The following is a 22,461-nucleotide window of genomic DNA, read 5'->3' on the forward strand; positions in this document are numbered from 1 at the left end:
GGAGTCGCGAAAGATAGCCGCGTTTACCGAAGGCTCATCGTGATTCTTCTTTCAGACCCGATTCGCACCGCTATTGGTTTCCACCTGCTCCGCAAAACGCGCAATGCGGGAAGATTGGCACGAATTTGGAGACAGAAGCTTTGCCAATGTTCTGCCATAGTTAACCGGCGGCATTCAGCCAACAGATGTGCTCGGTAGAATACCGAACGTGAAAGGCTTACGTAGGGTAACCATATGTCCGAACTCCACAAACGTTATGGTTTCGCCGGTTTTCTCAATAAGTGGTCGAAATGCGAGAGAGTTTTCGCAGGTTGAGCGCGCATCGTGAAACACGTCCATTGCGTGCCGAAATTGAGGCAAGCGGAACGTATTCGAGACACATTTGGATCAAATTTCGCTTTGTGGCCCCGGACGGGTGACCTAAAACGGAGATGCCCAACTGGGGGGCAAAGTCTGTGGTCTAGGGGGCGGCCGCGCGGAACACGCATCGATCTGGTGCGGGAGACGTGTGATCGCCGAAGCGCTGTCTAGGCAGTGTAATCGTCCAATCGCACATGCGGCGCATCGCGTCCGCATGACCGGATGCTCATGCCGGTTTTTCTCCCCATGACGGATGCAGGTTTTGTGCCGGCTGCCGCCGAGGCCGCTCGCCGCGCTTGTGGCACGAGACAATGTAAAACGTCCGCGATCCGCGGTTCGCCGGTGACGGTCGTATATGAGGAGAAGGTGATGGGTATCGATAGAACGGACACCGGCGCGGGCGTTGTCGACGGCACGGCCGGGAACGACACGATCGACGCGGGCTTCGTGACGGATCCGCAGGGCGACGTGATCGACGGCGGCGATGCGAGCCTGCCGGGAGAGAGCGGCGATCAGGACATCGTCAATGCCGGCGACGGCGACGATGTCGTGTCCGGCGGCGCGGGCGACGACGAGATTTTCGGCGGCGCGGGCGACGACTCCCTCGACGGCGGCGCGGGCAACGATCTGCTGGTCGGCGACCGCGACATCACCGACAACACCCCGGCGCGCGAAGTCTTCCAGTGGAGCCAGGCTCCCGATCCCGAGCCGGTGGACAACGGCTATCCCGGCATCGATCCGAAAGAGCCGCTTACCGGCTTCTCGCAGAACACCGGGAACACCACGGTCACCTTCACCACGAACGCCTCGGGCGCATCCGTCTTCAACGACGATTTTCATCTCGTGGACGGGATCGATACCGACGGCGCGGCTGCGGCCAACCCCAACAGCTCGCTCGACAACGTGATCGCGCAGGGCGACACCTCGACCTATGGCCTCGACTTCTCGAACGCGGTCGAGAACGTGTCTTTCCGCATCAACGACATCGACGGCGACGGCGTGGTTCAGGTGCGGGCCTTCGACGCCGACGGAAACGCCATCACCGTCAACCTGACGGGCGGCTCGGGCGTCGCGCTTCAGGACAATGACAGCATCGCGGGCGCCGAGACGGCGGATGCGAACGGCGCCTATGGCGCCGACACCGATCCCAGATACTCGGTCCTCGTGGATATTCCCGGCCCGGTCTCGCGGATCGAGCTGGTGCACAGCCAGGACGGCCCGCGCATTTCGGGCATCAAGGTGACCGACATCTATTTCGACAGCACTCCCGAAGTGGCGGAGGGCGATGACACGCTCACCGGCGGCGACGGCGATGACAGCCTGCTCGGCGAGGGCGGCGCGGATGTGCTGACCGGCGGCGACGGGGCCGACATGGTCTCGGGCGGCGACGGCGCCGACACGATCATCGGCGGCACGGCGGGCGACATGGTCGACGGCGGCGCGGGCGGCGATGACAACGACACGCTCGATCTGTCGGGCAGCGGTCCGCTCCGGGTCGTCGACCAGACCGACGACGCGGACGGAAACTCGACCAGCGGCACCGTCGAATTCCTCGATTCGGACGGCGCGGTCACCGGCTCGATGACCTTCGCGGAGATCGAAACGCTTATTCTCCCTGATGAGAACGAGGCCCCGGACACGACTGCCGACAGCGCCAGCACCGAAGAGGGCGTGCCCGTCGATATCGACGTTCTGGCCAATGACAGCGATCCCGAGGGCGACACGCTGCGCGTGATCGACGTGACGGACGGCGCCAACGGCACCGTCACGATCAATCCCGACGGGACGGTGAACTACGCGCCCGACGCGGATTTCGTCGGTGATGACCAATTCACCTACACGGTGAGCGATGGCAACGGCAATGCCGTGACCGAGACCGTGACCGTCACCGTCGACGAGCCGGCACCCCCGGCGCCGGACGGGATCGTCTCGGGCACCGCGGGCGACGACGATATCGACCTCGCCTATACCGGCGATCCCGATGGCGACCGCGTGGACAACAATGACGCGATCCTCGGCGATGTGGGCTCGAACGACGACATCATCCGCGCCGGTGACGGTGCCGACACGGTGCGCGGCCGCGAGGGCGACGACACGATCGACGGCGGCGAGGGCGATGACAGCCTGCGCGGCGATGCGGGCGACGACAGCGTTCTGGGCGGCGCCGGGAACGACACGCTCCTCGGGGATGCGGGCATCGATACGCTGAATGGCGGCGCCGGCAACGACTCGCTGGTCGGCGGGCCGGGCAGCGACCGGATTCTCGGCGGTGACGGGCAGGACACGGCGATCGGCGGGGACGGCGACGATTTCATCGACACCAGCGCCCCTCTGACCGGCGCGAACGTGCCGCTGCCCGATGACGGGTTCAACGACCCGACCGGCATTCCGGCCGATCTCGACACGGACAACGACCGCGACCTCGTCTCCGGCGGCGCGGGCAACGACACGATCCTGACCGGCGACGATGCCGACACGATCGATGGCGGCGCGGGCGACGACTCGATCGACGGCGGTCTTGACGACGACGAGATCGCGGGCGGCGATGGCGCGGACTTCATCCTCGGCGGCGAAGGCAGCGACACGCTGCTCGGCGGCGCAGGCGACGACACCATCTTCGGCGGCGTGAACAATCCCTCGGCGACCATCCCCGACGCGACGGACCCCGAGCTCGACAATGGCGATGATTTCATCGACGGCGGCGACGGCGACGATTTCATCGACGGCGAGGACGACAACGACACCATCCTCGGCGGCGCCGGCAACGACACGATCTTCGGCGGCATCGACGACGACTCGATCCGCGGTCAGGACGGCGATGATCTTCTGTCCGGCGATGATGGGGACGACACCGTCTTCGGCGGCAATGGCAACGACACCATTCTGGGCGGAGACGGCGACGACCTGATCGAAGGGCGCGCGGATGACGACGTCATCACCGGCGGCGCCGGGGCCGATACGATGCGCGGCGATACCGGGCGCGATACGTTCATCATCGGCTCTGCCGAGGATGCCAACGGCGATATCGCCGATGGCGGCGCGGGCGGCGACGATTTCGACACGCTCGATCTGACCGGCGTGGGCCGTTTCGAGATCGTCGGCGAGACGACCGATCCCGACGGCAACTCGACCAGCGGCACCATTAACTTCCTCGACGACACTGGCGGCGTGACCGGCTCGATGACCTTCTCGGAAATCGAGCGGATCATCCCCTGCTTCACGCCCGGCACCGTCATCGCGACGCCAAAGGGCGAGCGTCTGGTGGAGGAGTTGCAGATCGGCGACCGGATCATCACCCGCGACAACGGAATGCAGGAGATCCGCTGGCTGGGACGCCGCGATCTCGTGGGGGCCGAGCTTTTGCAGGCGCCGCATCTCAAGCCCGTGCTGATCCGCGCCGGAAGCCTTGGCCGGGGTCTGCCCGAGAAGGATCTTCTGGTCAGCCCGAACCACCGCGTGCTCATCAACAACGAGCGCTCCGCTCTCTACTTCGAGGATCGCGAGGTTCTGGTCGCGGCCAAGCACCTCACCGATCTCGAAGGGGTGGATGCGGTGGATACCGGCGCGATCAGCTATATCCACTTCATGTTCGACCAGCACGAGGTCGTGCTCTCTAACGGAAGCTGGACGGAAAGCTTCCAGCCGGGCGAGCAGACGCTGGGCGACATGGGAGACGCGCAGCGCGACGAGATCTATGCGCTCTTCCCGGAGCTGCGGGACCGCGCGGGCATCGCCGCCTATCAGGCCGCGCGCCGCTCGCTCAAGAAGCACGAGGCGCAGCTGCTCACGCGCTAAGCCATTGCAGCCGGGCCGGTCCTCGCCACGCGGGGGCCGGTCCGTGGACTCCGGTTGCGGGGGCTGTCTCGGATCCAGAACATGGACAATCCCGGCTGAGAGGTCGGGATTGTTTCTGTTTCGTGGTCAATCCGCGCTGGACCGCGCGCGCCATTCCGCCCAGGCCTCGGGCGTGTCGAGATCGGTGATCGCCCGCGCGCCGGGAAGGGGCACGGGATCGAAGCCCTCGGCGCGAATGAGCGCGGCAGCGCCGGCATCGCCGGTCAGCTCGGCGAGGCGAGGCCAGAGGCGGGCCGGAAAGAGCGTGGGATGTCCGGGCGTTCCGTCCTCGGCGCAGGCGCGCAGGATGCGCGCGGGGGCCTTGCGATGCGCCTCGATGACCGCGCCCAGATCGGGCGTGTCGATCTCGGGGAGGTCCGGCAGAAGCACCATCAGCGCGCCTATACCGTCCGGCAGCGCCGCCAGCCCCGCGCGCAGCGACGCGGCGATCCCCTCGGACGGATCGGCGACCGGCACGAGACGCACGCCCGTGCCCGCCAGCGCCTCGGCGCGGGCCGGGCGGTCGCGCCGCGTGGTGACCAGAACATGCGCGCCCGTGGCCCGCGCGCGCAGCGCCTGCCGCCGCAAAAGCGGTTGTCCCTCCACCTTCTCCAGCAACTTGTCGCGCCCCCTCATGCGCGCGGACGCGCCCGCCGCCGGAAGAAGGATCGCGACGCTCATCCGAGGGTGCGGGCCAGCGCGCAGAATTGCTCGAGCCCGATGGTCTCGGCCCGGTCGGTCGGCGCGATGCCCGAGGCGATCAGCCGATCCTCGATATCGGGCGCGAGCCCCTTGAGCGCGGCGCGCAGCATCTTGCGGCGCTGATTGAACGCCATGGCGACCACGCGCTCCAGAAGTTTCGGCTGCGCGGGATAGCGCGGCGCGGGCAGGGCGGTCAGATGCACCACCGCGCTCGACACTTTGGGCGCCGGGCTGAACGCTTCTGGCGGCAGCGACATGACGATGCGCGGATCGGCGCGCCACTGGGCCAGAAGGGCGAGGCGGCCATAAGCCTTGGAGCCGGGCGCGGCGACGATGCGCTCGGCCACCTCGCGCTGGAACATGAGCGTGAGAGATTGCCAGAACGGCGGCCATTCCTCGGGCGTGAGCCAGCGCACCAGAAGCTCGGTGCCGACATTGTAAGGCAGGTTGGCGGCCACGCGGATGGGCGAGGAGAGGTGTTTGAGAGGGTCGATCTTGAGCGCGTCGCCGATCATCACCTCGAGCCGGCCGGGATAGGCCGCCGCGATCTCGTCGAGCGCGGGCAGGCAGCGCGGATCCTTCTCGATGGCCAGAACGCGGCGCGCCCCCTCGGCCAGAAGACCCCGCGTCAGGCCACCGGGGCCGGGGCCGATCTCGAGCACGTCGCATTGGCTCAGATCGCCCGCCTGCCGCGCGATCTTGGCCGTGAGGTTCAGATCCAGAAGGAAGTTCTGGCCCAGCGACTTGCGCGCGCTCAGCTCATGCGCGGCGATCACCTGCCGCAACGGGGGCAGCGCATCGATGCTCATGCGCGCGCCGCGCCCATGCGCGCCGCCATCTTCAGCGCCTCGATCAGCGAGGTCGGGTTGGCCATGCCGCGCCCCGCGATGTCGAGCGCGGTGCCGTGATCGGGCGAGGTGCGGATGAACGGCAGACCGAGCGTCACATTCACGCCCCGGTCGAAATCGAGCGTCTTGATCGGCACGAGCGCCTGGTCGTGATACATGGCTATGGCCGCGTCGTAGCGCGCGCGCGCGGCGGCGTGAAACATCGTGTCGGCGGGCAGGGGGCCGATGATGTCCATGCCCTCGGCTTGCAATTCGGCCACGAGCGGCGCGATCAGGTCGATCTCCTCGCGGCCCATCTTGCCGCCTTCGCCGGCATGCGGGTTCAGCCCCGAGACGGCGAGGCGCGGCGCGGCGATCCCGAAATCGCGAATGAGACCGGCATGGGTGATGCGGATCGTGTCGAGCAAGAGCGCGCGGGTGAGCGCGGCGGGCACCTCGGCCAGCGGGATATGGATCGTGGCGGGCACGACGCGAAGCTGATCGCTCGCCAGCATCATCACGACGCGGGGCGTGCCGGTCAGCGCGGCCAGATATTCGGTATGGCCCGGATGGCCGAAACCCGCCCCGTCCTGAAGCGCCTTCTTGTGGATAGGCGCCGTGCAGAGCGCGAGCGCCGCGCCATCGCGCACCAGGGCCACGCCCCGCGCGATGGCGTCGATTACCCCTTGTGCATGGGACGGGTTGGGCGTGCCGGGCGTCAGCGGGCCGGGCATCGCGTGGGGCAGCACCGGCACGCCCTGCGCGGGATCGGCTTCGCCGGGCCGATCGATCAGCTGCACGGGGCACCCCTCGGGCAGATGCGCGGGATCGCCGATCCAGAAGAAGGGCAGGGACGGGCCGAGCGCCTCCCATGCCTTTTGCGCGAGTTCCGGTCCGATCCCCGCAGGCTCGCCGCAGGACAGCGCGATTGGCAGCTGCGCTTGCATCAATATTCGATGATGCGCGCCTCTGCGCGCAATTGCTCGAGATACCCGTTGGCGAAGGACTCGAGCCGCCGCGCGGCGATCTGCTGCGACAATTGGCCGGAATCGTCGACCCCTTGCGCGGCGTCGAGCCCGGCGATCTCCTCATCGCCGTCTTCCGGTGCCGGCGTCGGCGCGGGCGCGCCCTCGATCGCGACGCTGCGCCCGCACATCATCAGCAGAACTAAGGTCTGGCCGTTCGCGCGCGTGACGTCATAAGACACCTCGCCCGGATCGAGCCGCGAGAGCGAGATGGCGATATCGTCCGGGATCTCGCCGGGCGCCTTGGTGCCACGCTCGAGCACGCCTTCGGGCTGGTCCTGCGCCACGCCGTAAAGATCGTCGCACGTGTCGGTGCGCGCGTCGATCGCGGCAGCCGCCGCCAGCGCCTCGGGCGTGCGGCCGCCGGGGATGTAATAGGCCGCGTATTCGATGGCGCTGTACTCGGGATCGGGCGCGTCCGTCTCCTCGATGTCGCGGAGCTGAAAGAGAGCGACGGCGCCCTCGAGCGGCAGCGGCTCGGTCACCTCGCCGGGGGCGAGGCCGAGCACGAGCGGGCGCAGCACGGGCGGCAATTGGGTGATCGGCTGCCACGGAAGCTGCCCGCCCACATCGCGCGTCTGCGTGGCCGAGAATTGCCGCGCCTGCGCGCTGAAGGCGGAGGTCGAGGTCAGCTCGGAAATCTCGCGCGCCTTGGCGAGAACCTGCTCCTCGCCGCGCCCCTCGAAGGGAATGATGATCTCGGACAGGAGGACGCGTACCCCGGTGCCGTCGGAAATGGCCGCGCGCGCGCGCTCGAGATCATCCTCGCTGACCGACACGCGCGCCCCGAAACGCGCCTGGGTCACTTCGCGCCACAAAAGGCCCGAGCGGATGAAGGCTTTGAAGGTTTCCGCGCTGACGCCGCCCCGCTCCAGAAGGGCGATCATCTGCTCGACATCGAGATCGCCCTGGGCCGCGAAATTCTCCATACCGGCGCGCAGCTGCTCGTCATCGACGGTGATCCCCTGCGCCGCCGCCGCGTCGGCCTTGAGCCGGTCCTCGATCAACTGCTCGCGGGCGAGCCGCACCGGATCGGCGGGGGCGCGCAGGAGGCGCAGCAGCGCGGCGCGCTGCGTCAGCTCGTATTGCGTGACGGCGGCACCGTTGACCCTGACCACCGGATCGAAGAGCCCCTGCGCGGCGCCGGGCACGGGCGCGCCCGCCGCTCCGATCGCAAGGAGCGCGGCGAGGCCGACGGCACGCAGATGTGAGGCGGCGGTCTTGGTCTTCATCATCATTTCTTGCATTCCCGAACGTAGCTTTTGTCCTCGGTGCGGGCACTGAAGCCGCGCAGGCCGACGGTGAGCGAAAGGTCCGTCGACGGCTCGAGGATAGTGGAAGAGGTGAAGCGGCGCGAGGCCGAAAGCGTGACATCGATGCATTCATTGGTGTAGGTGAGGCCCACCCCGGCGCTGACATTGCGATCGCTCGCCACGTCGTACCGCCATTCGGCGCTGCCGGTCCAATGACGCGCGATGCGGTAGGATCCGTCGAAGGCCCATTCCGAGATCGTGCCCGGACGTTCCTCCTGCGGGTCCGAGCGCAGCCAGATATAGGTGGCGCCCAAATCCAGCGCCGCGTTGCGCCAGCCGGCGCGCGCCTCGGCCTTGGTCGTGTCGAAGGCGCCGTCGAAAAGGCTCCGCGCGGTGAGGGTGAGGCCGTTCTGCGTGGCGATCTGCCCCGCGATCAGCACGTCAGAGCGCGTGCCGCGCAGCCCCGAGGAGAGCGAGAATGTCTGCTCGCCCGTCGCCTCGCGCTGCGTGCGGTCGCGCACGATCTGCCCGACGCTCAGCGTGCTGCGCAGCCCGCCGGGGGCGAAGCGTGTCCAGCTCAGCCCCATCGCCGCGCTGGCGCCCCGCTCGCGCCTGTCGGCCGAGGCGAAGCGCGAGAGCGACAGAAGATTGCCCTCGTCGAACTCGCTGCGCGTGCTTTCGTCATTGGCGATATTGGGCGTGCTGCCGCCGACCCATGCAAGCTGCACCACCGGCTCGATCATGTGAACGGTTCCGCCCGGCGTCGTCTTGGCGAGCGGATAGCGGAGCGTCAGGGCCGCGCTCGGCGTCGCGTCCGTCAGCTGACTCCGCGTCGTCGGAGCTGAATCGCGCATTTCGATGTGATCGACGGCGACGCCCGTCCGGAACGAGGCCTGCAACCCGCTCGCAAGGCTCCAGCTGCGCATCCAGTCGGCGCTGGCGGTGAGCCGTGCCACATCGCGCCCGTCCGCGAAACGGTCTACATCCGGCCCATCGGTGCGCAGATCGGACGATCGGTAATGCCCATGCGCCTGCGCCGAGAACCGCAGCTCGCCGCCGAGCCGGGTAGGAAAGAAACGCTTCTCATAGTCGATATTGCCCACGCTCGTCGGCAGAGTTGTGTTGACCTCGTTTCCGCGCAGCGTGTGGAAATAGGTGAGTGCGGCTCGCCGCCATTCGTCGCGGCGCACGCGCTCGATTGATATTTCGCTGTCGAGGCGGTCTTTGCTTGGGTACCCGTAGTCGACCAGGTAAGCGTCGTCCTTCACGGATTCGATGTCGAATCGCAGTACGTAGCCGTCCCGAAGCGAGAATACTCCGCGCCCAAAAAGGTAGGCGCGCCGCTCCCGCCTCACGAGATCATCATCGGTGAGCGCGCCCTCGAACTCGATCCCGCCATTGCGAAAGGCCTGCCGGTAGCGGAATTCGAGCGTGCGCGTCTCGGTCGAAAGGTAGGGCGTCAGCGTCAGATCCTTATCGTCGCCGATGCGGATGAAGTAGGGGACCTTTACCCCGGTGCCGAGCAAGGTGGAATTGTAGAGCGTCGGCGTCAGGAAGCCGGTGAGCCGCTCGACCGTCGGATCGGGCAGGCGCAGGCGCGGGAAATAGGCGAGGGGGACGGACCCCACCCTGAATTGCGCGCCTTCAAGGAAAAGCTGGCGCGTTTCGGCGTCGTGGATCACGCGCCGCGCGCGGATCTGCCAGAGCGGATCGTCGCCCTCCTTGCATATCTGGCAGGAGGTCACGGCGGCCTTGTAGAGCTGGCTATAGCGCCCCTCGGTGCGGCTCACCTGATTGGCCGCTAGCTGAAGCTGGTCGTCCATCACGACACGCGCGCCGGTCAGGATGCCGTTGCGCAGATCGCGGCTGAGCTCGCCCGCATCGGCCAGCACGGTCGTATACTCGCCATCATCGAGTGTCAGCGGGCCGATGATCGTCAGCCGCTCGGTCTGGCGGTCATAGGTGATGCTGCGCGCCTTGAGCCGCTGCTCGCCCCAGACAGCCTCGACATTCCCGCTGGCCGTCAGGCTGCGCGCACCGTCCAACGTGACATCGTCCGCGATCAGGACCGCGGGCTCGGTGGGGCGCGCCTGCGGGCGCCGTTCCTGCGCATGAGCGAGGCCAGCGCCAAGGCTCAGCGCGGCGGCGAGGGCCAGAAGGCGGAAGGGAAAAGCAGGCGCGCGCGTCATCCGTCCTCCATATGCAGAACGATGCCGAGCGCAAGCATCAAGGAGGCGACGGGCGGCGCCCATGCAGCAAGAATGATCGGTATTTGCCCATTCTCGCCAAGCACTTGCGCAAAGTTCCTGATGTAATGGAGCGAAAAGCCGAGCATGATCGCGATGAGCACGGAAAGACCGGTATTGGTCGTGCGCACATGGCGCATGGTTAAGGCCGCCGCGACCAGCACGAGGGCCATGAGAAAGACGGGCCGCGCCAGTTCCATCTGGTACCAGACGGAGTAGCGCCGCGCCGAGAAGCCGGCCGCCTCGAGCTGCGCGATGAAGGCCGGAAGATCCCAGATCGGAATGTATTCGGGCTTGCCGAAGCTGTCGACGATCCCCTCGCGGGTGAGTGCCGAGGGGATGACGAGACTGGCAAGACGCTCGGCGCCGGCCTCGGGGTTGAGGCCCGCATCGAGCGTCCAGAGCTTCACATCTTCGAGCCGCCACTCGCCCGTGCCGAGCGTCGCCTTCGCCGCGGTGATGCGGCGCACCGGCTCGCCCATCGGGGAGAAGGAGATGAACGTCGCCTCGTTCAGAACCGACACGTCCGCGCTGGCCGATGCGGCGTGAATGACGGTCTGGCCCTCGGCGCTGCCTTGGCGCAGCCACAGTCCCTCGGCCGAGAGGGCGAGGATGTTCGAGCCGAACCCGCTATAGGAGGCGACGAGGTCGTGATAGCGCTTCGACGAGGCGGCGACGAGCGGGTTGAAGACGGTGATGGATACGAGGCCGATCACGGCGGCCATCATCACGGGCGCGCCCATGCCGCGCAGGCCCGACAGGCCCGAGGCGCGCACGACCACCATCTCGGAAGAGCGCGCGAGGCGCACGAAGACCGCGACCGAGGCGAGGATGATGACGAGGGGCAGGATCTCGTAATTGGCGTGCGGCAGGTTCAGGAGGACGACTTCGGCGACGTCCCAGACGGAAAGATTCGGGAAGTCCTGAAGCTCGTCCACCATGTCGATCAGCCCGAGAATCACCACGAAGATCGCGGTGATGCCGAGATAGGTCCAGAGGAACTTGCGCGCGAAATACCAATGCAGCGTCATGCCGTGGCCTCGCTGCGCCGCCGGACGCCCTGCAAGCGGCGCAGGAGGCCGGGATGGGCGGCGGAGTAAAGCAGCATCCACGCGATGCCGAATCCGATGAGCGAGGGCAGGTAAAGGAGCGGCCACATCATCGGCGCGGCGAGCACCGGCCCCGCGACACCGCCCTCCACCAGCTTGACCCCGATCAGCAGCAGGAACGCGGTCAGGATCTGGCGCCAGACGCCGAAGCGGCTGAAGCCGCCTTGCAGAAGGGTGGCGAAGCCGATCAGCGCCGCCACGATGCACAGAAGCGCCTGCGCGAAGCGCGAATGCAGCGCCGTCACCGCGACGCCGAGCGTCACACCCGTGCGCTCCGCGACGGCGGCGGGATCACGGATGAGATCGGGAGTGCCGGCGAAGTCGATCCGGTCCATGCTGAGCGCGCGCTGCGATACGAGACGGCTGATATCATACGAGAAATCATCGAAATGGGTGGTGAAGAGACGTTGCCCATCCGGCTCGATATTCTGCGCCAGACCCTCCAGCATGACGAGTTTCGTGCCGCCGCCTTCCTGCACGAGATAGGCGCGCGCGGAGGTGTAGGTCGTCGGCGCGTCCGCGCGGCGGCGGTCCGACAGGAAGACATTGCGCAACTCGCCCTCGGGGGTGATCTCGCGGATGTAGAAGGTCACGCCGGCGGCGGGGTGCAGGAATTCGCCCTCGGTCAGAAGCTTGGCGGTGATGTTGCTCGACACCTCGGCGCGCCGCTCCTCGAGTTGCCGGAGGCTGAGCGGGATCAGCACATGCGACAGAAGCGACATCATGAGCGCCACGATCACGCCGAAATAGAGCACGGGGCGCGCCATGCGCCACGGCGAATAGCCCGTGGCCTGCATCACGGTCAGCTCGCTTTCGGTGCTGAGCCGGTTGGTCACGTAGACCGCGCCCGCGAAGGCCGCGATGGGCAGCACGATGCCGATCACACCGGGCAGGGTGAGCGCGGTGAACTCAACGAAGACCCAGGCCGACTGCCCGTCGCTCACGAGCCGGTCGAACATCCGCACCGCCTTGTTGATCCAGAAGATCGAGACCAAGACCAGCGCGAAAAAGCCGAAGAGCACCATGAATTGCGACAGCATGTATCTGTCGAATCTGGCCACGTCTCACCCCCTGAACACCATATCTGGTGGCACGCTATCGCAAATGGCGATGCGGTAAAACTCATAAAGCTTGCGGCTCGGCGGCAAGGCGCGCGCGGCCCCGTGGCGCGCGGGCGCCATTGCACTCGGCGGCAAAATGCGCAGAGTCCGGGCACGATACGCAAATCGGCCATGCCGCAGGGCAGGGGCCGCGCAATTCAGGAGCCGTCCATGACCGCACTCGCATCCACCCGCATCATCGCCACCGATCTCGACGCGCTCGCCGGCGCCAAGGGACGCATCGCCGTTCTCATCGGCAAGGACGGCAAGATGGGCGAGGGCGCACGGCGCATCAACAAGCTGACCAAGGGCGCGCTGGCGCGCATGATCGAAGGCGGCGCGCTCGAGGGGATGAAATCCGGTGAGGTCAAGACGCTGGCATGGCCCACGGGCCTCGCGGCCGAGGCGGTCGATGTCGTCTGCCTCGAGCGGGGCGCCAAGGAGATCGAGGCGCGCAAGGCGGGCGCGGCCCTTGGCAAGCTTCTGGGCGAGCATGGCATGACCGTGCTGGCCGCGCAGCAGCGCCGCCCGGTGGACCTGATGCTGGGCCTCATCCTGCGCGCCTACAGCTTCACCGCGCGCAAGACGGGTGAGCAGAAGGGCCTCGGCGAGGTGACGATGATGGTCTCGAAGCCCGACGAGATCGAGGCCGAGGCGCAGGCCGCGCGGGCCGTGGCTGAGGGCGTCTTCTTCACCCGCGATCTGGTGAGCGAGCCCGCCAACCATCTTACCACGACCGAATTCGCCAAGCGCATCGAGGATATGAAAAGCCTCGGGCTGAAGGTGACTGTTCTGGAGGAGGACAAGCTGGAAGAGCTGGGCATGGGCTGCCTTCTGAGCGTCGGGCATGGCAGCGCCAGCCCCTCGAAGGTCGCCGTGATGGAGTGGAGCGGCGGCGAGAAGGGTGACGCGCCCCTCGCGCTCGTCGGGAAAGGCGTCGTCTTCGATACGGGCGGCATCAGCCTCAAGCCCGCGGCGGGCATGGAGGACATGACGATGGACATGGGCGGCGCAGGCGTCGTCGCGGGCGTCATGCGCACGCTGGCGCTGCGGGGCGCCAAGGCGAATGTCGTCGGCCTCGTCGGCCTTGTCGAGAACATGCCTTCGGACCGTGCAACCCGGCCCGGTGACGTGGTGACCTCGATGAAGGGCGACACGGTCGAGATCATCAACACCGATGCCGAGGGGCGGCTCGTTCTGGCGGATGTCATGTGGTACGCGCAGGAAACCTACAAGCCGCGCGCGATGGTCGATTTGGCGACGCTGACGGGCGCGATCATCATCGGCCTCGGGCACGACAACGCAGGGGTTTTTTCGAATGACGATACGCTCTGCAATGCGTTCCTGAAGGCGGCGGGCGCCGAGGGCGAGGGCGCGTGGCGGATGCCGATGGGCCAGTCCTACGACGATCAGCTCAAGAGCCAGATCGCGGACATGAAGAACGTGGGCGGGCGCCCCGCGGGCTCGATCACGGCGGCGCAGTTCCTTCAGCGTTTCGTCAAGGAAGACACGCCCTGGATGCATCTCGACATCGCGGGCGTCGCTTCGGTCAAGTCGGACACGGATTACGCCCCCAAAGGCGCGACGGGCTGGGGCGTGATGGCGCTCAACCGGCTCGTGGCGGACATGGCCGAGCAGGGGTGATGGGCGAGGCCTATTTCTATCACCTGACGCGCGCGCCCCTCGAGGTGACGTTGCCGATGCTGCTGGAAAAGGCGCGTGGCGCGGGGTGGCGTGTGGCCGTGCGCGGGGTCGATCCCGCGCGCATGGACGCGCTCGACGAGGCGCTCTGGACCGCGGGCGGGCAGGAGGCCTTCCTGCCCCACGGGCGCGCGGGCGAGCCTCATGAGGCGGACCAGCCGATCCTTCTGACGACCGGCCCGGACATGCCCAACGGCGCGAGGTGCCTCATGTCGGTCGGGGGCGCCGAGGTGGCGCCCGAAGAGGTGCAAAGCCTCGAGCGGGTCTGCGTTCTCTTCGACGGCACCGACGAGGCGGCGGTCGATCATGCCCGCGCGCAGTGGAAGGCGCTGACCGATGCGGGATGCGCCGCGCAATACTGGTCCGAAGCCTCCGGCCGCTGGGAGAAGAAGGCCGAGAAAGCCGCCGGTTAACGCTCGAGCACGAGCGTGCCGCCGGTGATCTGCATGCTGCGGAACCGCTCCAGATAGCCCATGCCGAGCAGCGACTCGCGCAGCTCGCCCGAGTTGACGACGGCGCGCACGCCCTCGTCGCGCAGACCGCCGACCGTGATGCTGTCGAGCCGCACCGGCGCGGTGCGCACGATGCCGTTGGCGGTGCTCGCCTGTCCGATGAAATTGAGGTCTGCGGGATTGAGACCGGCGGCCGCCGCATCCTCGCGGCTCAGCACGATGTCGCTCGCGCCGGTATCGACGACGAAGCGGATCGGGGCGCCGTTGACCTCGGCATCGAGGTAGTAGTGCCCGTCCGGTGCGCGGGGCAGCTCGATCCGTCCCGCCTCGGTACTGACCGACTGGCGCGGGGCGACGGTGCCGCGCACATCGTCCCAAAGGCCGATCGCGGCGATGACGCCGATGAAGATCGCGCCCCAGACCGCCGCCTGTTGCAGCGTCTTGCCGAGCGAATGGCGGTTGGCGGCGAAGAACCACATCATGACGGCGCAGCCGAGCACGATGAGATAGACGAGATGGGCGGTGTCGAAATCGCTGTTCATGGCGTCAAGATAGGGTGCCTTGCCGCCATGCGCCAGATCATGCGGCGCTCAGCCCGCGAGGCCGAAGCCGCGCAGCCCGTCCAGCACGAATTGCACCGCCAGCGCGGCCAGCAGCATCCCCAAAACCCGCGTGACCACGGCGATCCCCGTCTTGCCGAGCGCGCGCTCCAGCATGCCTGCGCCAAGGAACGAAATGAAGACGAGCGTCATGACGAAGAGCATGGTGCCCAGCACCCATGCAAGGCCGCTCATGCCCTGATGCTCGCCCGTCAGAAGGATGATGGTGGCGATGGCGCCCGGACCCGCGATGAGAGGAATGGCCAGCGGAAAGATCGACGGATCATCATGGTCGTCCTGCTCGGCGGTATCCTCGCGCCGGGCGGTGCGGCGCTGGAACAGCATGTCGAGCGCGGTCAGAAAGAGAAGGATGCCGCCCGCGATGCGGAAGGCGGGCATCGAGATGCCGATGAATCCCAGCACCGCCTCGCCGAAGGCCCCGAAGACGCAGAGAAGAACCGCGCCCATCAGGCAGGCGCGGATGGCGATCACGCGGCGCATATGCTTGTCCATGCCGCGCGTCAGAGCCAAGAACAAAGGCGCCAGCGCGAACGGGTCGAGCACGATGAAAAGTGTGACGAAGGTGGTGATGAGCGCGGGAAATTCCATGCTGTCTCCTAGCGGATGCGGGCGGGGCGGGCCATCAGGCCTCCGCGCGCTCCAGCTTCTCGAGGGCCCGCATCCAGAGGGCCTCGGCGCGCTCCTGCGCGTCCATCACCTCGGAATACTTCTTCTGCCAGACGCTCGCCTCGTCCTTCTTGTCCTCGTCATACATCGCGGGATCGGCCAGCTTCTTGGCCAGTTTGTCGGCCATTTCATTCAGCTTTTCAACGCGTTCCTCGCATTTTCTCACGTCCAGTCGAAGGGCGGAGATCGCCTCCTTCGACGGGCGCTTCGGCTTTTGCTCCTTTGCCTTCTCCTTGGGCGCGGGCTTGTCGCCCGCCAGCAGCATCGCACGGTAGCTTTCCAGATCGCCATCATAGCTCGCCACGCGCCCGTCCTTGACCAGCCAGAGCCGGTCGGCGACGAGGCTGAGAAGATGCATGTCGTGGCTCACGAGGATCACGGCGCCCGTATAGGCCGTCAGCGCCTCGACGAGCGCCTCGCGCGATTCGATGTCGAGATGGTTCGTCGGCTCGTCGAGGATGAGCATATGCGGCGCGTCGATGGTCGCGAGCATGAGCGACAGACGCGCCTTCTGCCCGCCCGAGAGCTTGCCCACCAGCGTTTCCGCCTGCTCGGCCCCGATGCCGAAACCGCCGAGGCGCGCGCGCAGACGTGACGGCGTCTCGCCGGGGCGCAGGCGGCGGATATGGTCGATGGGCGTCTCGTCGACATGCAGCTCCTCGACCTGATGCTGCGCGAAAAAGCCGACGCGCAGCTTGGACGCGGTGGTCATCTTGCCGCCCATCGCCTCAAGTTTGCCAGCCAAGAGCTTGGAAAGGGTGGACTTTCCTTCGCCGTTCTTGCCCAGGAGCGCGATGCGGTCATCCTGGTCGATCCTGAGATCCAACCGTTGAAGGATCGCCTTGCCGTCATAGCCGACCGAGCCGCCTTCGATATGGATGATCGGCGGCGACAGCTCCTCGGGTGAGGGGAAGGTGAATTTCTTGAGCGCGGCTTCCTGCGGGGTCGTGATCGGCTTCATCTTGGCGATCATCTTGAGACGCGACTGGGCCTGGACCGCCTTCGACGCCTTGGCGCGGAAGCGATCGACGAAACTTTGCAGATGGGCGCGCCGCGCCTCCTGCTTTTTCGCCTCGGATTCGGCGGCGGCGAGCCGCGCGGCGCGCGTCTCGGCGAAGGTGTCATAGGCGCCCTGATAGAGCGTCAGCTTCTTGTCCTCGAGATGTAGGATCGAGCCGACGGCACGGTTGAGCAGCCCGCGGTCATGGCTGACGATCAGCACCGTATGCGGGTAGCGCGCAAGATAGGTCTCGAGCCAGAGCGCGCCTTCGAGGTCGAGATAGTTCGTCGGCTCGTCGAGGAGCAGAAGGTCCGGCGTCGAAAAGAGGACGGCGGCGAGCGCCACACGCATCCGCCAGCCGCCCGAGAAGGCCGAGCAGGGTTGGCGCTGCTGATCGTCGTCGAAGCCGAGGCCCTTGAGGATAGAGGCCGCGCGCGCCTCCGCGCCCCAGGCGTCGATATCGCTGAGCCGCGTCTGAACCTCGGCGATGCGGGCGGGATCGGTCGCCGTCTCGGCCTCGGCCAGCAGCTCGGCGCGCTCGGTATCGGCGGCCAGCACCGTGTCGATGAGCGACACCTCGTTGCCCGGCACTTCCTGGCTCACGCCTCCGATGCGCGCGCGCTGGGGCAGGGTGATGCTGCCGCCCTCGAGCGCCAGCTCGCCCCGGATGATGCGGAAGAGCGTGGTCTTGCCCGTGCCGTTGCGGCCCACGATTCCCACCTTGTGCCCGTCGGGGATGGTGGCCGAGGCATTCTCGATCAGCGGGCGGCCCGCGATGGAATAGGATATGTCGTCGATGCGCAGCATGAGGCGCGACATGCCTTGTCCGCGCGCCCGCGTCAATCGCGCCTTTTCATGGGCCAGCCCCCATGCTATCGGGGCCACGAATTCACCGGGGCGGGGCATTGGGCCTTGCCCGCATGACTAATGAAGAGGCTGACATGGCTAAAGAACGCACGCTGAGCATCATCAAACCCGACGCGACCAAGCGTAACCTGACCGGCAAGATCAACGCCAAGTTCGAGGATGCGGGCCTGCGCATCGTCGCGCAGAAGCGCATCCACCTGACCCCGGCGCAGGCGGGCGAGTTCTACAAGGTCCATGCCGAGCGTCCCTTCTACGGCGAGCTGTGCGAGTTCATGGCCTCCGGCCCGGTCGTCGTGCAGGTGCTCGAAGGTGAGGGCGCCATCGCCAAGAACCGCGAAGTGATGGGTGCGACGAACCCCGCCGATGCCGCCGCCGGCACGATCCGCGCCGAATTCGCCGAGAGCGTCGGCGAGAACTCGGTTCACGGCTCGGATGCGCCCGAAACCGCGAAAGAGGAAATCGCCTATTTCTTCTCGGGTCTCGAGCTGGTCGGCTAAACGCCGGATCGCTTCGGGATCACGCCGATCTCGTCGAGGGCCGCATCCATCGGGGTGCGGCCTTTTTCTTTGGATAGAGAGGCTTGCGCGGCGCTCTTGATCTTGTCGAAACGCGCGCGCAGCGCGGCTTTCTCGTCGCCGTGGCAATCGTTCCACGGGCGTCCCTGAAGGCCCATGACCATCGCGTAGAAGCCGATGAAATGCGGCGGGGTGCCCGAGGCGATGAGCATCGTATAGGCGGCATCCGGGCCGAGGCGGCGCAGCGCTTCGGACGAGTGAATGCCCGCGCGGGCACAGGCGGCCTCGACGGCGGGGCCGAGATTGCGGATGGAGGAGACGGGTTCAGGCGCGCTCATGACCTGAGCTTCGCGCCTGAACGGGTGCCGCGCAAGCGTCTAGATGCTTGCGAAATCGCTGAAGATCTGGCGCGAGATGACTTGCGGCTTGGACTTCACCTTGCGCGGCGCGGCGCGCGTGATCTTGGGTTGGGCGGGGTTTTCCGCCTTGGCGGGCTGGCCTTTGGGCGCGGGGGTGGAATTTGGCATCTGGGTGCTCCTGCTGATAGGGACACGCGCCGGACATGGGCCCAGCTGGCAGCTGGCGATCTTTCCATGCTCGCCTCGAACCGGGGCGTGAATGCGGTGCAATTGAGGCAATTTCGTGACGAAGGCAACAGGATTCGCGCGGCGGCAAGGCGGTTTATGATCGCCGTTCAAGTAATTGTATGTAAGAGATAAAATCAAGGATTCGCAGGGCGCTCCGCCTGCGCGCTGCGCCCAAAGGCAGCGCGCAGGCGGTCTTTCGCTCATATATGGGCGCGGTAATATTCCTGCGCGGCGGCGACACCCGAGCCGGGAGTGATCTTTGCGCCCGCGTCGCGCAGCGCCATTTCCGTCGCCGAGAGCGCACCGCAGAGCATCACCGAATTGAGCGAGCCCAGATGCCCGATGCGGAAGGCCTTGCCCGCCAGCTTGTTCAGCCCGCTGCCCAGCGATGTGCGGTACTTTGAATAGGCCCCGAAGATCACGTCGCGCGCGTCCACGCCTTCGGGCGTGTAGATCGCCGAGACGGTGTCGGATTGCCATTCGGGCGCGGCGGCGACGAGGCGGCAGCCCTCCCACTCGGCGATCGCGCGGCGCACGCCCTCGGCCAGCACCGCATGGCGCTGCCACACCGCTTCCATGCCTTCGCCGAGCATCAGGTCGAGCGAGACGCGCAGGCCGCGCAGAAGCTGGGTCGGCGGGGTGTAGGGGAAATAGCCAGTGTCATTGAGCTTGATCATGTCCTCGAAGGCGAAATAGCTGCGCGCCATTTTCGGGCTGTCCGATGCCGCGATCTCGAGCGCCTTGGCCGACACGCCCAGAAAGCCGAGACCGGCGGGCAGCATGAACCCCTTCTGCGAGCCCGCGACGGCCAGATCGACGCCCCAGGCCTCCTGCTCGAACGGGATCGAGCCGATGGCGCTGACCCCGTCGACGAAAAGAAGGGCCGGGTGCCCCGCGGCATCGAGCGCATCGCGCACCGCCTCGATGTCGGAGGTGACGCCCGTCGCGGTCTCGTTATGAGTGACGAACACGGCCTTGATCGCGTGATCCTTGTCCGCCTCGAGCCGTGCGGCATACTCCTCGACGGGTGTGCCATTGCCCCATTCGACCTCGATCAGATCGACGTCGAGGCCGAGGCGCGTCGCCATCTCCGCCCATAGAAGCGAAAACTGCCCGAAACGCGCCATCAGAACCTTGTCGCCCTTGGCGAGCGTATTCGTGATCGCGGCTTCCCATGCGCCGGTGCCGGAGGAGGGGTAGATGAAGACGCGGCCCGTCTCGGTGCGGAACGCCTTTTTGATGTCCTGCAGAAGGGGTGTCACGAAATCGCAGAAATCGGGTGCGCGCATATCCTCCATCGGGATGTTCATGGCGCGGCGCACCTCTTCGGGGACGTTCGTGGGGCCGGGAATGAATAGGTGGGATATGCCGTGCATGAACTGCGTCTCCTGTTACTGCGCCCATGTATCGGGCGCGCCGGGCGCAGGTGCAATGACGTTTTGAAAAGGGGGCGCGCCGCTCGGCCGCGCCCCATCCCGGTCTCAGCCGCGGCGACGGCGGCGGCGCCCGCCATCCTCGCCGCTGCCGCCGCCCGAGCCTGCGTTGAAGTTGGGGCTGGGCAGGGTGGTGACGAGCGCAAGCTCGGGGAAGCGGTCGGTCTTGTGCGGGATCGCGTTGGCGGCGACGAAATGCTCCTGGAATTTCGGCTCGATCGCGGTTTCGACCTTGTGGATGCGGCGCACCATCTGCTCGATCTCGGCGCGTGCGGCGATGTTGCACAGCGCGATGCGCGCGCCGGTGCCCGCCGCATTCCCCGCCGAGGTGACCTTGCTCAGATGCGCATCGGGGATCATGCCCAGCACCATCGCGTGCAGGTTCGAGATATGCGCGCCGAAAGCGCCCGCCAGCACGACGCGGTCCACCTTATCGACGCCGCGCTCGTCCATCAGGAGGCGCGCACCGGCGTAAAGCGCGGATTTGGCGAGCTGGATGGCACGGATATCGCCCTGGGTCACGGTGATGCGCGGGCCGCCCTCATCGGTCGAATCGTGCACGAGATAGCTATGCGTGCGCCCTTCGGGCACCATGCGCGGCGTACCCGTCGCCTCGGCGCTGCCGAGAAGGCCGTTCTCGTCCATCAGGCCCGCCATGCGCAGCTCGGCCACGGCCTCGATGATGCCCGACCCGCAGATGCCGGTGATGCCAGACGCGCCGATGGCCTCATCGAAGCCCTCCTCGTCGGACCACAGATCGCTGCCGATCACGCGGAAGCGCGGCTCCTTGGTTTCGGGGTCGATCCGGATCGCCTCGATCGCGCCGGGCGCGGCGCGCTGGCCCGAGCTGATCTGCGCGCCCTCGAAGGCGGGGCCGGTGGGCGAGGAGCAGGCCAGAACGCCCTCCTTGTCGCCCAGAAGAATCTCGGCATTCGTGCCGACGTCGATGATGAGCACCAGATCGTCCGATTTGCCCGGCTGCTCGGACAGGGCGACGGCGGCGGCGTCGGCCCCGACATGGCCCGCGATGCAGGGCAGGACATAGATGCGCGCACGTGGGTTGATGATGTCGAGGTCGAGCTCGCGCGCGCCGAGCGTGACGCTCTCGGACGTGGCGAGCGCGAAGGGCGCCTGGCCCAGTTCCACGGGATCGATCCCGAGCAGCAGGTGGTGCATGACCGGATTGCACACGAAGACCGTCTCGACGATCAGCTCGGGCGAGATCTCGGCTTCCTTGGCGATCTCCTCGGCCAGCGTGTTGATCGCCTCGCGCACGGCGCGCGTCATCTCGCGGTCGCCGCCCGGGTTCATCATTGCGTAGCTCACGCGGCTCATGAGGTCCTCGCCGAAGCGGATCTGCGGGTTCATGATGCCCGAGGACGCGATCACGGCGCCGGTGTCGAGATCGGTCAGATGAGCGGCCACCGTGGTCGAGCCGAGATCGATGGCAAGGCCGTAGAGCCCGCCCTCATGCAGGCCCGGCCAGATCTCGACGACGCGGTGAACGTCGTCGTCATGGGCCTTGTTCAGCGCGACCGTGACCTGCCATTTGCCCTTGCGCAGCACGGGCTGAAGCTTGGACATCAGCGTGAGGTCGGCGGTGATCTTCGGGATATCCCATTCGCGCTTCAGCGCGCGGGCGAGGCGCTCGAAATCGCCGGTCGGCTCGTGCATGTCGGGCTCATACACCTCAACGAAATAGAGGCGGGTCGCCGGGTCCATCTCGATCACGCGGGCCGAGGCCGCCTTGCGCACGACCTGCCGGTGCACCTGGCTCTCGGCGGGCACGTCGATCACCACGTCGCGCTGCACGGTGGCCTGACAGCCGAGGCGGCGGCCTTCCTTCAGGCCGCGCTTGTCCTGATAGCGCTGCTCGACCGAATTCCACTCCGACAGGGCGTCGGGGGCGACCGTGACGCCATGCTTGGAGAATTCGCCATAGCTCGGCGTGATCTGGCATTTCGAGCAGATGCCACGCCCGCCGCAGACCGAATCGAGATCGACGCCCAATTGCCGGGCGGCGGTCAGGACCGGCGTTCCGACGGGGAAGCGCCCGCGTTTGCCGGAAGGGGTGAAGACGACGAGGGGATCGGTGCTCATTGAGGTGTCCATTCATTGCGCGTGCTGCGGCTTGGGCGGACATTAGGGGATTATCGCGCCGAGG

At 66.9% G+C, this 22,461-nt stretch carries 18 protein-coding genes; 4 read left to right on the plus strand and 14 right to left on the minus strand.

Annotated features, from left to right (window positions below; translation table 11 throughout):
- Positions 1 to 729 precede the first annotated feature (729 nt).
- The gene (locus ACGRVM_RS02020; RefSeq protein WP_377169200.1) at positions 730 to 4,155 is read left to right on the plus strand and encodes a Hint domain-containing protein; all 3,426 of its coding nucleotides are present in this window, start codon (positions 730 to 732) and stop codon (positions 4,153 to 4,155) included.
- A 126-nt stretch (positions 4,156 to 4,281) separates the two neighbouring features.
- Here ACGRVM_RS02020 and ACGRVM_RS02025 read toward each other — a convergent pair whose 3' ends face one another.
- From ACGRVM_RS02025 to lptF, 7 genes are read right to left on the minus strand one after another with little or no spacing between them, the layout of a single operon-like run.
- Complete coding sequence (locus ACGRVM_RS02025; protein ID WP_377169198.1) at positions 4,282 to 4,875, minus strand: nucleotidyltransferase family protein; 594 nt, start codon at positions 4,873 to 4,875, stop codon at positions 4,282 to 4,284.
- Entirely contained in the window at positions 4,872 to 5,705 is an 834-nt protein-coding gene (gene rsmA / locus ACGRVM_RS02030; protein WP_377169196.1) for a 16S rRNA (adenine(1518)-N(6)/adenine(1519)-N(6))-dimethyltransferase RsmA, read from the minus strand. Before rsmA ends, ACGRVM_RS02025 begins: the two co-directional genes overlap by 4 nt.
- Entirely contained in the window at positions 5,702 to 6,670 is a 969-nt protein-coding gene (pdxA, locus tag ACGRVM_RS02035; protein WP_377169194.1) for a 4-hydroxythreonine-4-phosphate dehydrogenase PdxA, read from the minus strand. Before pdxA ends, rsmA begins: the two co-directional genes overlap by 4 nt.
- Positions 6,670 to 7,986: a peptidylprolyl isomerase gene (locus ACGRVM_RS02040; protein ID WP_377169192.1), complete on the minus strand. Its 1,317-nt coding sequence runs from the start codon at positions 7,984 to 7,986 to the stop codon at positions 6,670 to 6,672. Before ACGRVM_RS02040 ends, pdxA begins: the two co-directional genes overlap by 1 nt.
- The gene (locus ACGRVM_RS02045; RefSeq protein ID WP_377169190.1) at positions 7,983 to 10,190 is read right to left on the minus strand and encodes an LPS-assembly protein LptD; all 2,208 of its coding nucleotides are present in this window, start codon (positions 10,188 to 10,190) and stop codon (positions 7,983 to 7,985) included. Before ACGRVM_RS02045 ends, ACGRVM_RS02040 begins: the two co-directional genes overlap by 4 nt.
- Positions 10,187 to 11,278 (minus strand): LPS export ABC transporter permease LptG, encoded by a 1,092-nt coding sequence (lptG, locus tag ACGRVM_RS02050; RefSeq protein WP_377169188.1) that lies wholly within the window; start codon positions 11,276 to 11,278, stop codon positions 10,187 to 10,189. The genes ACGRVM_RS02045 and lptG overlap by 4 nt, the downstream gene beginning before the upstream one ends.
- Positions 11,275 to 12,396 carry an LPS export ABC transporter permease LptF gene (lptF, locus tag ACGRVM_RS02055; RefSeq protein WP_377170038.1) on the minus strand — a complete coding sequence of 374 codons (1,122 nt, stop codon included), beginning with the start codon at positions 12,394 to 12,396 and terminating at the stop codon, positions 11,275 to 11,277. The genes lptG and lptF overlap by 4 nt, the downstream gene beginning before the upstream one ends.
- A gap of 231 nt (positions 12,397 to 12,627) precedes the next feature.
- Between lptF and ACGRVM_RS02060 the strand changes: the two genes are divergently transcribed.
- Positions 12,628 to 14,100 carry a leucyl aminopeptidase gene (locus ACGRVM_RS02060; protein WP_377169186.1) on the plus strand — a complete coding sequence of 491 codons (1,473 nt, stop codon included), beginning with the start codon at positions 12,628 to 12,630 and terminating at the stop codon, positions 14,098 to 14,100.
- Positions 14,100 to 14,570 carry a DNA polymerase III subunit chi gene (locus ACGRVM_RS02065; RefSeq protein ID WP_377169184.1) on the plus strand — a complete coding sequence of 157 codons (471 nt, stop codon included), beginning with the start codon at positions 14,100 to 14,102 and terminating at the stop codon, positions 14,568 to 14,570. The genes ACGRVM_RS02060 and ACGRVM_RS02065 overlap by 1 nt, the downstream gene beginning before the upstream one ends.
- On the opposite strand, the gene ACGRVM_RS02070 is transcribed toward ACGRVM_RS02065, so the two are convergent.
- The 3 genes from ACGRVM_RS02070 to ACGRVM_RS02080 are packed head-to-tail and all read right to left on the minus strand — an operon-like array spanning position 14,567 to position 17,702.
- Positions 14,567 to 15,151, minus strand: coding sequence for a retropepsin-like aspartic protease family protein (locus ACGRVM_RS02070; protein ID WP_377169182.1), 585 nt, complete (start codon positions 15,149 to 15,151; stop codon positions 14,567 to 14,569). The genes ACGRVM_RS02065 and ACGRVM_RS02070 overlap by 4 nt on opposite strands.
- 48 nt (positions 15,152 to 15,199) lie before the next feature.
- Complete coding sequence (locus ACGRVM_RS02075) at positions 15,200 to 15,817, minus strand: MarC family protein (protein WP_377169180.1); 618 nt, start codon at positions 15,815 to 15,817, stop codon at positions 15,200 to 15,202.
- A gap of 34 nt (positions 15,818 to 15,851) precedes the next feature.
- Positions 15,852 to 17,702, minus strand: a complete 1,851-nt coding sequence (locus ACGRVM_RS02080; protein ID WP_377169178.1) for an ABC-F family ATP-binding cassette domain-containing protein — start codon at positions 17,700 to 17,702, stop codon at positions 15,852 to 15,854.
- Between the two features lie 134 nt (positions 17,703 to 17,836).
- Between ACGRVM_RS02080 and ndk the strand changes: the two genes are divergently transcribed.
- Positions 17,837 to 18,259, plus strand: coding sequence for a nucleoside-diphosphate kinase (gene ndk / locus ACGRVM_RS02085; protein ID WP_377169175.1), 423 nt, complete (start codon positions 17,837 to 17,839; stop codon positions 18,257 to 18,259).
- Here the strand turns inward: ndk and ACGRVM_RS02090 are convergent.
- The 4 genes from ACGRVM_RS02090 to ACGRVM_RS02105 all read right to left on the minus strand — a co-directional run bounded on the left by ACGRVM_RS02090 (position 18,256) and on the right by ACGRVM_RS02105 (position 22,397).
- Positions 18,256 to 18,615 carry a TfoX/Sxy family DNA transformation protein gene (locus ACGRVM_RS02090; RefSeq protein WP_377169173.1) on the minus strand — a complete coding sequence of 120 codons (360 nt, stop codon included), beginning with the start codon at positions 18,613 to 18,615 and terminating at the stop codon, positions 18,256 to 18,258. The genes ndk and ACGRVM_RS02090 overlap by 4 nt on opposite strands.
- A 39-nt stretch (positions 18,616 to 18,654) precedes the next feature.
- Positions 18,655 to 18,804: a hypothetical protein gene (locus tag ACGRVM_RS02095; RefSeq protein ID WP_377169171.1), complete on the minus strand. Its 150-nt coding sequence runs from the start codon at positions 18,802 to 18,804 to the stop codon at positions 18,655 to 18,657.
- A gap of 260 nt (positions 18,805 to 19,064) precedes the next feature.
- Entirely contained in the window at positions 19,065 to 20,240 is a 1,176-nt protein-coding gene (locus tag ACGRVM_RS02100) for a pyridoxal-phosphate-dependent aminotransferase family protein (RefSeq protein WP_377169169.1), read from the minus strand.
- A 105-nt stretch (positions 20,241 to 20,345) separates the two neighbouring features.
- Positions 20,346 to 22,397, minus strand: a complete 2,052-nt coding sequence (locus ACGRVM_RS02105; RefSeq protein ID WP_377169167.1) for an ASKHA domain-containing protein — start codon at positions 22,395 to 22,397, stop codon at positions 20,346 to 20,348.
- Between the last annotated feature and the right edge of the window lie 64 nt (positions 22,398 to 22,461).

The sequence above is a fragment of the Roseovarius aquimarinus genome (assembly GCF_043661195.1).
In the GTDB taxonomy this organism is placed as follows: domain Bacteria; phylum Pseudomonadota; class Alphaproteobacteria; order Rhodobacterales; family Rhodobacteraceae; genus Roseovarius; species Roseovarius aquimarinus.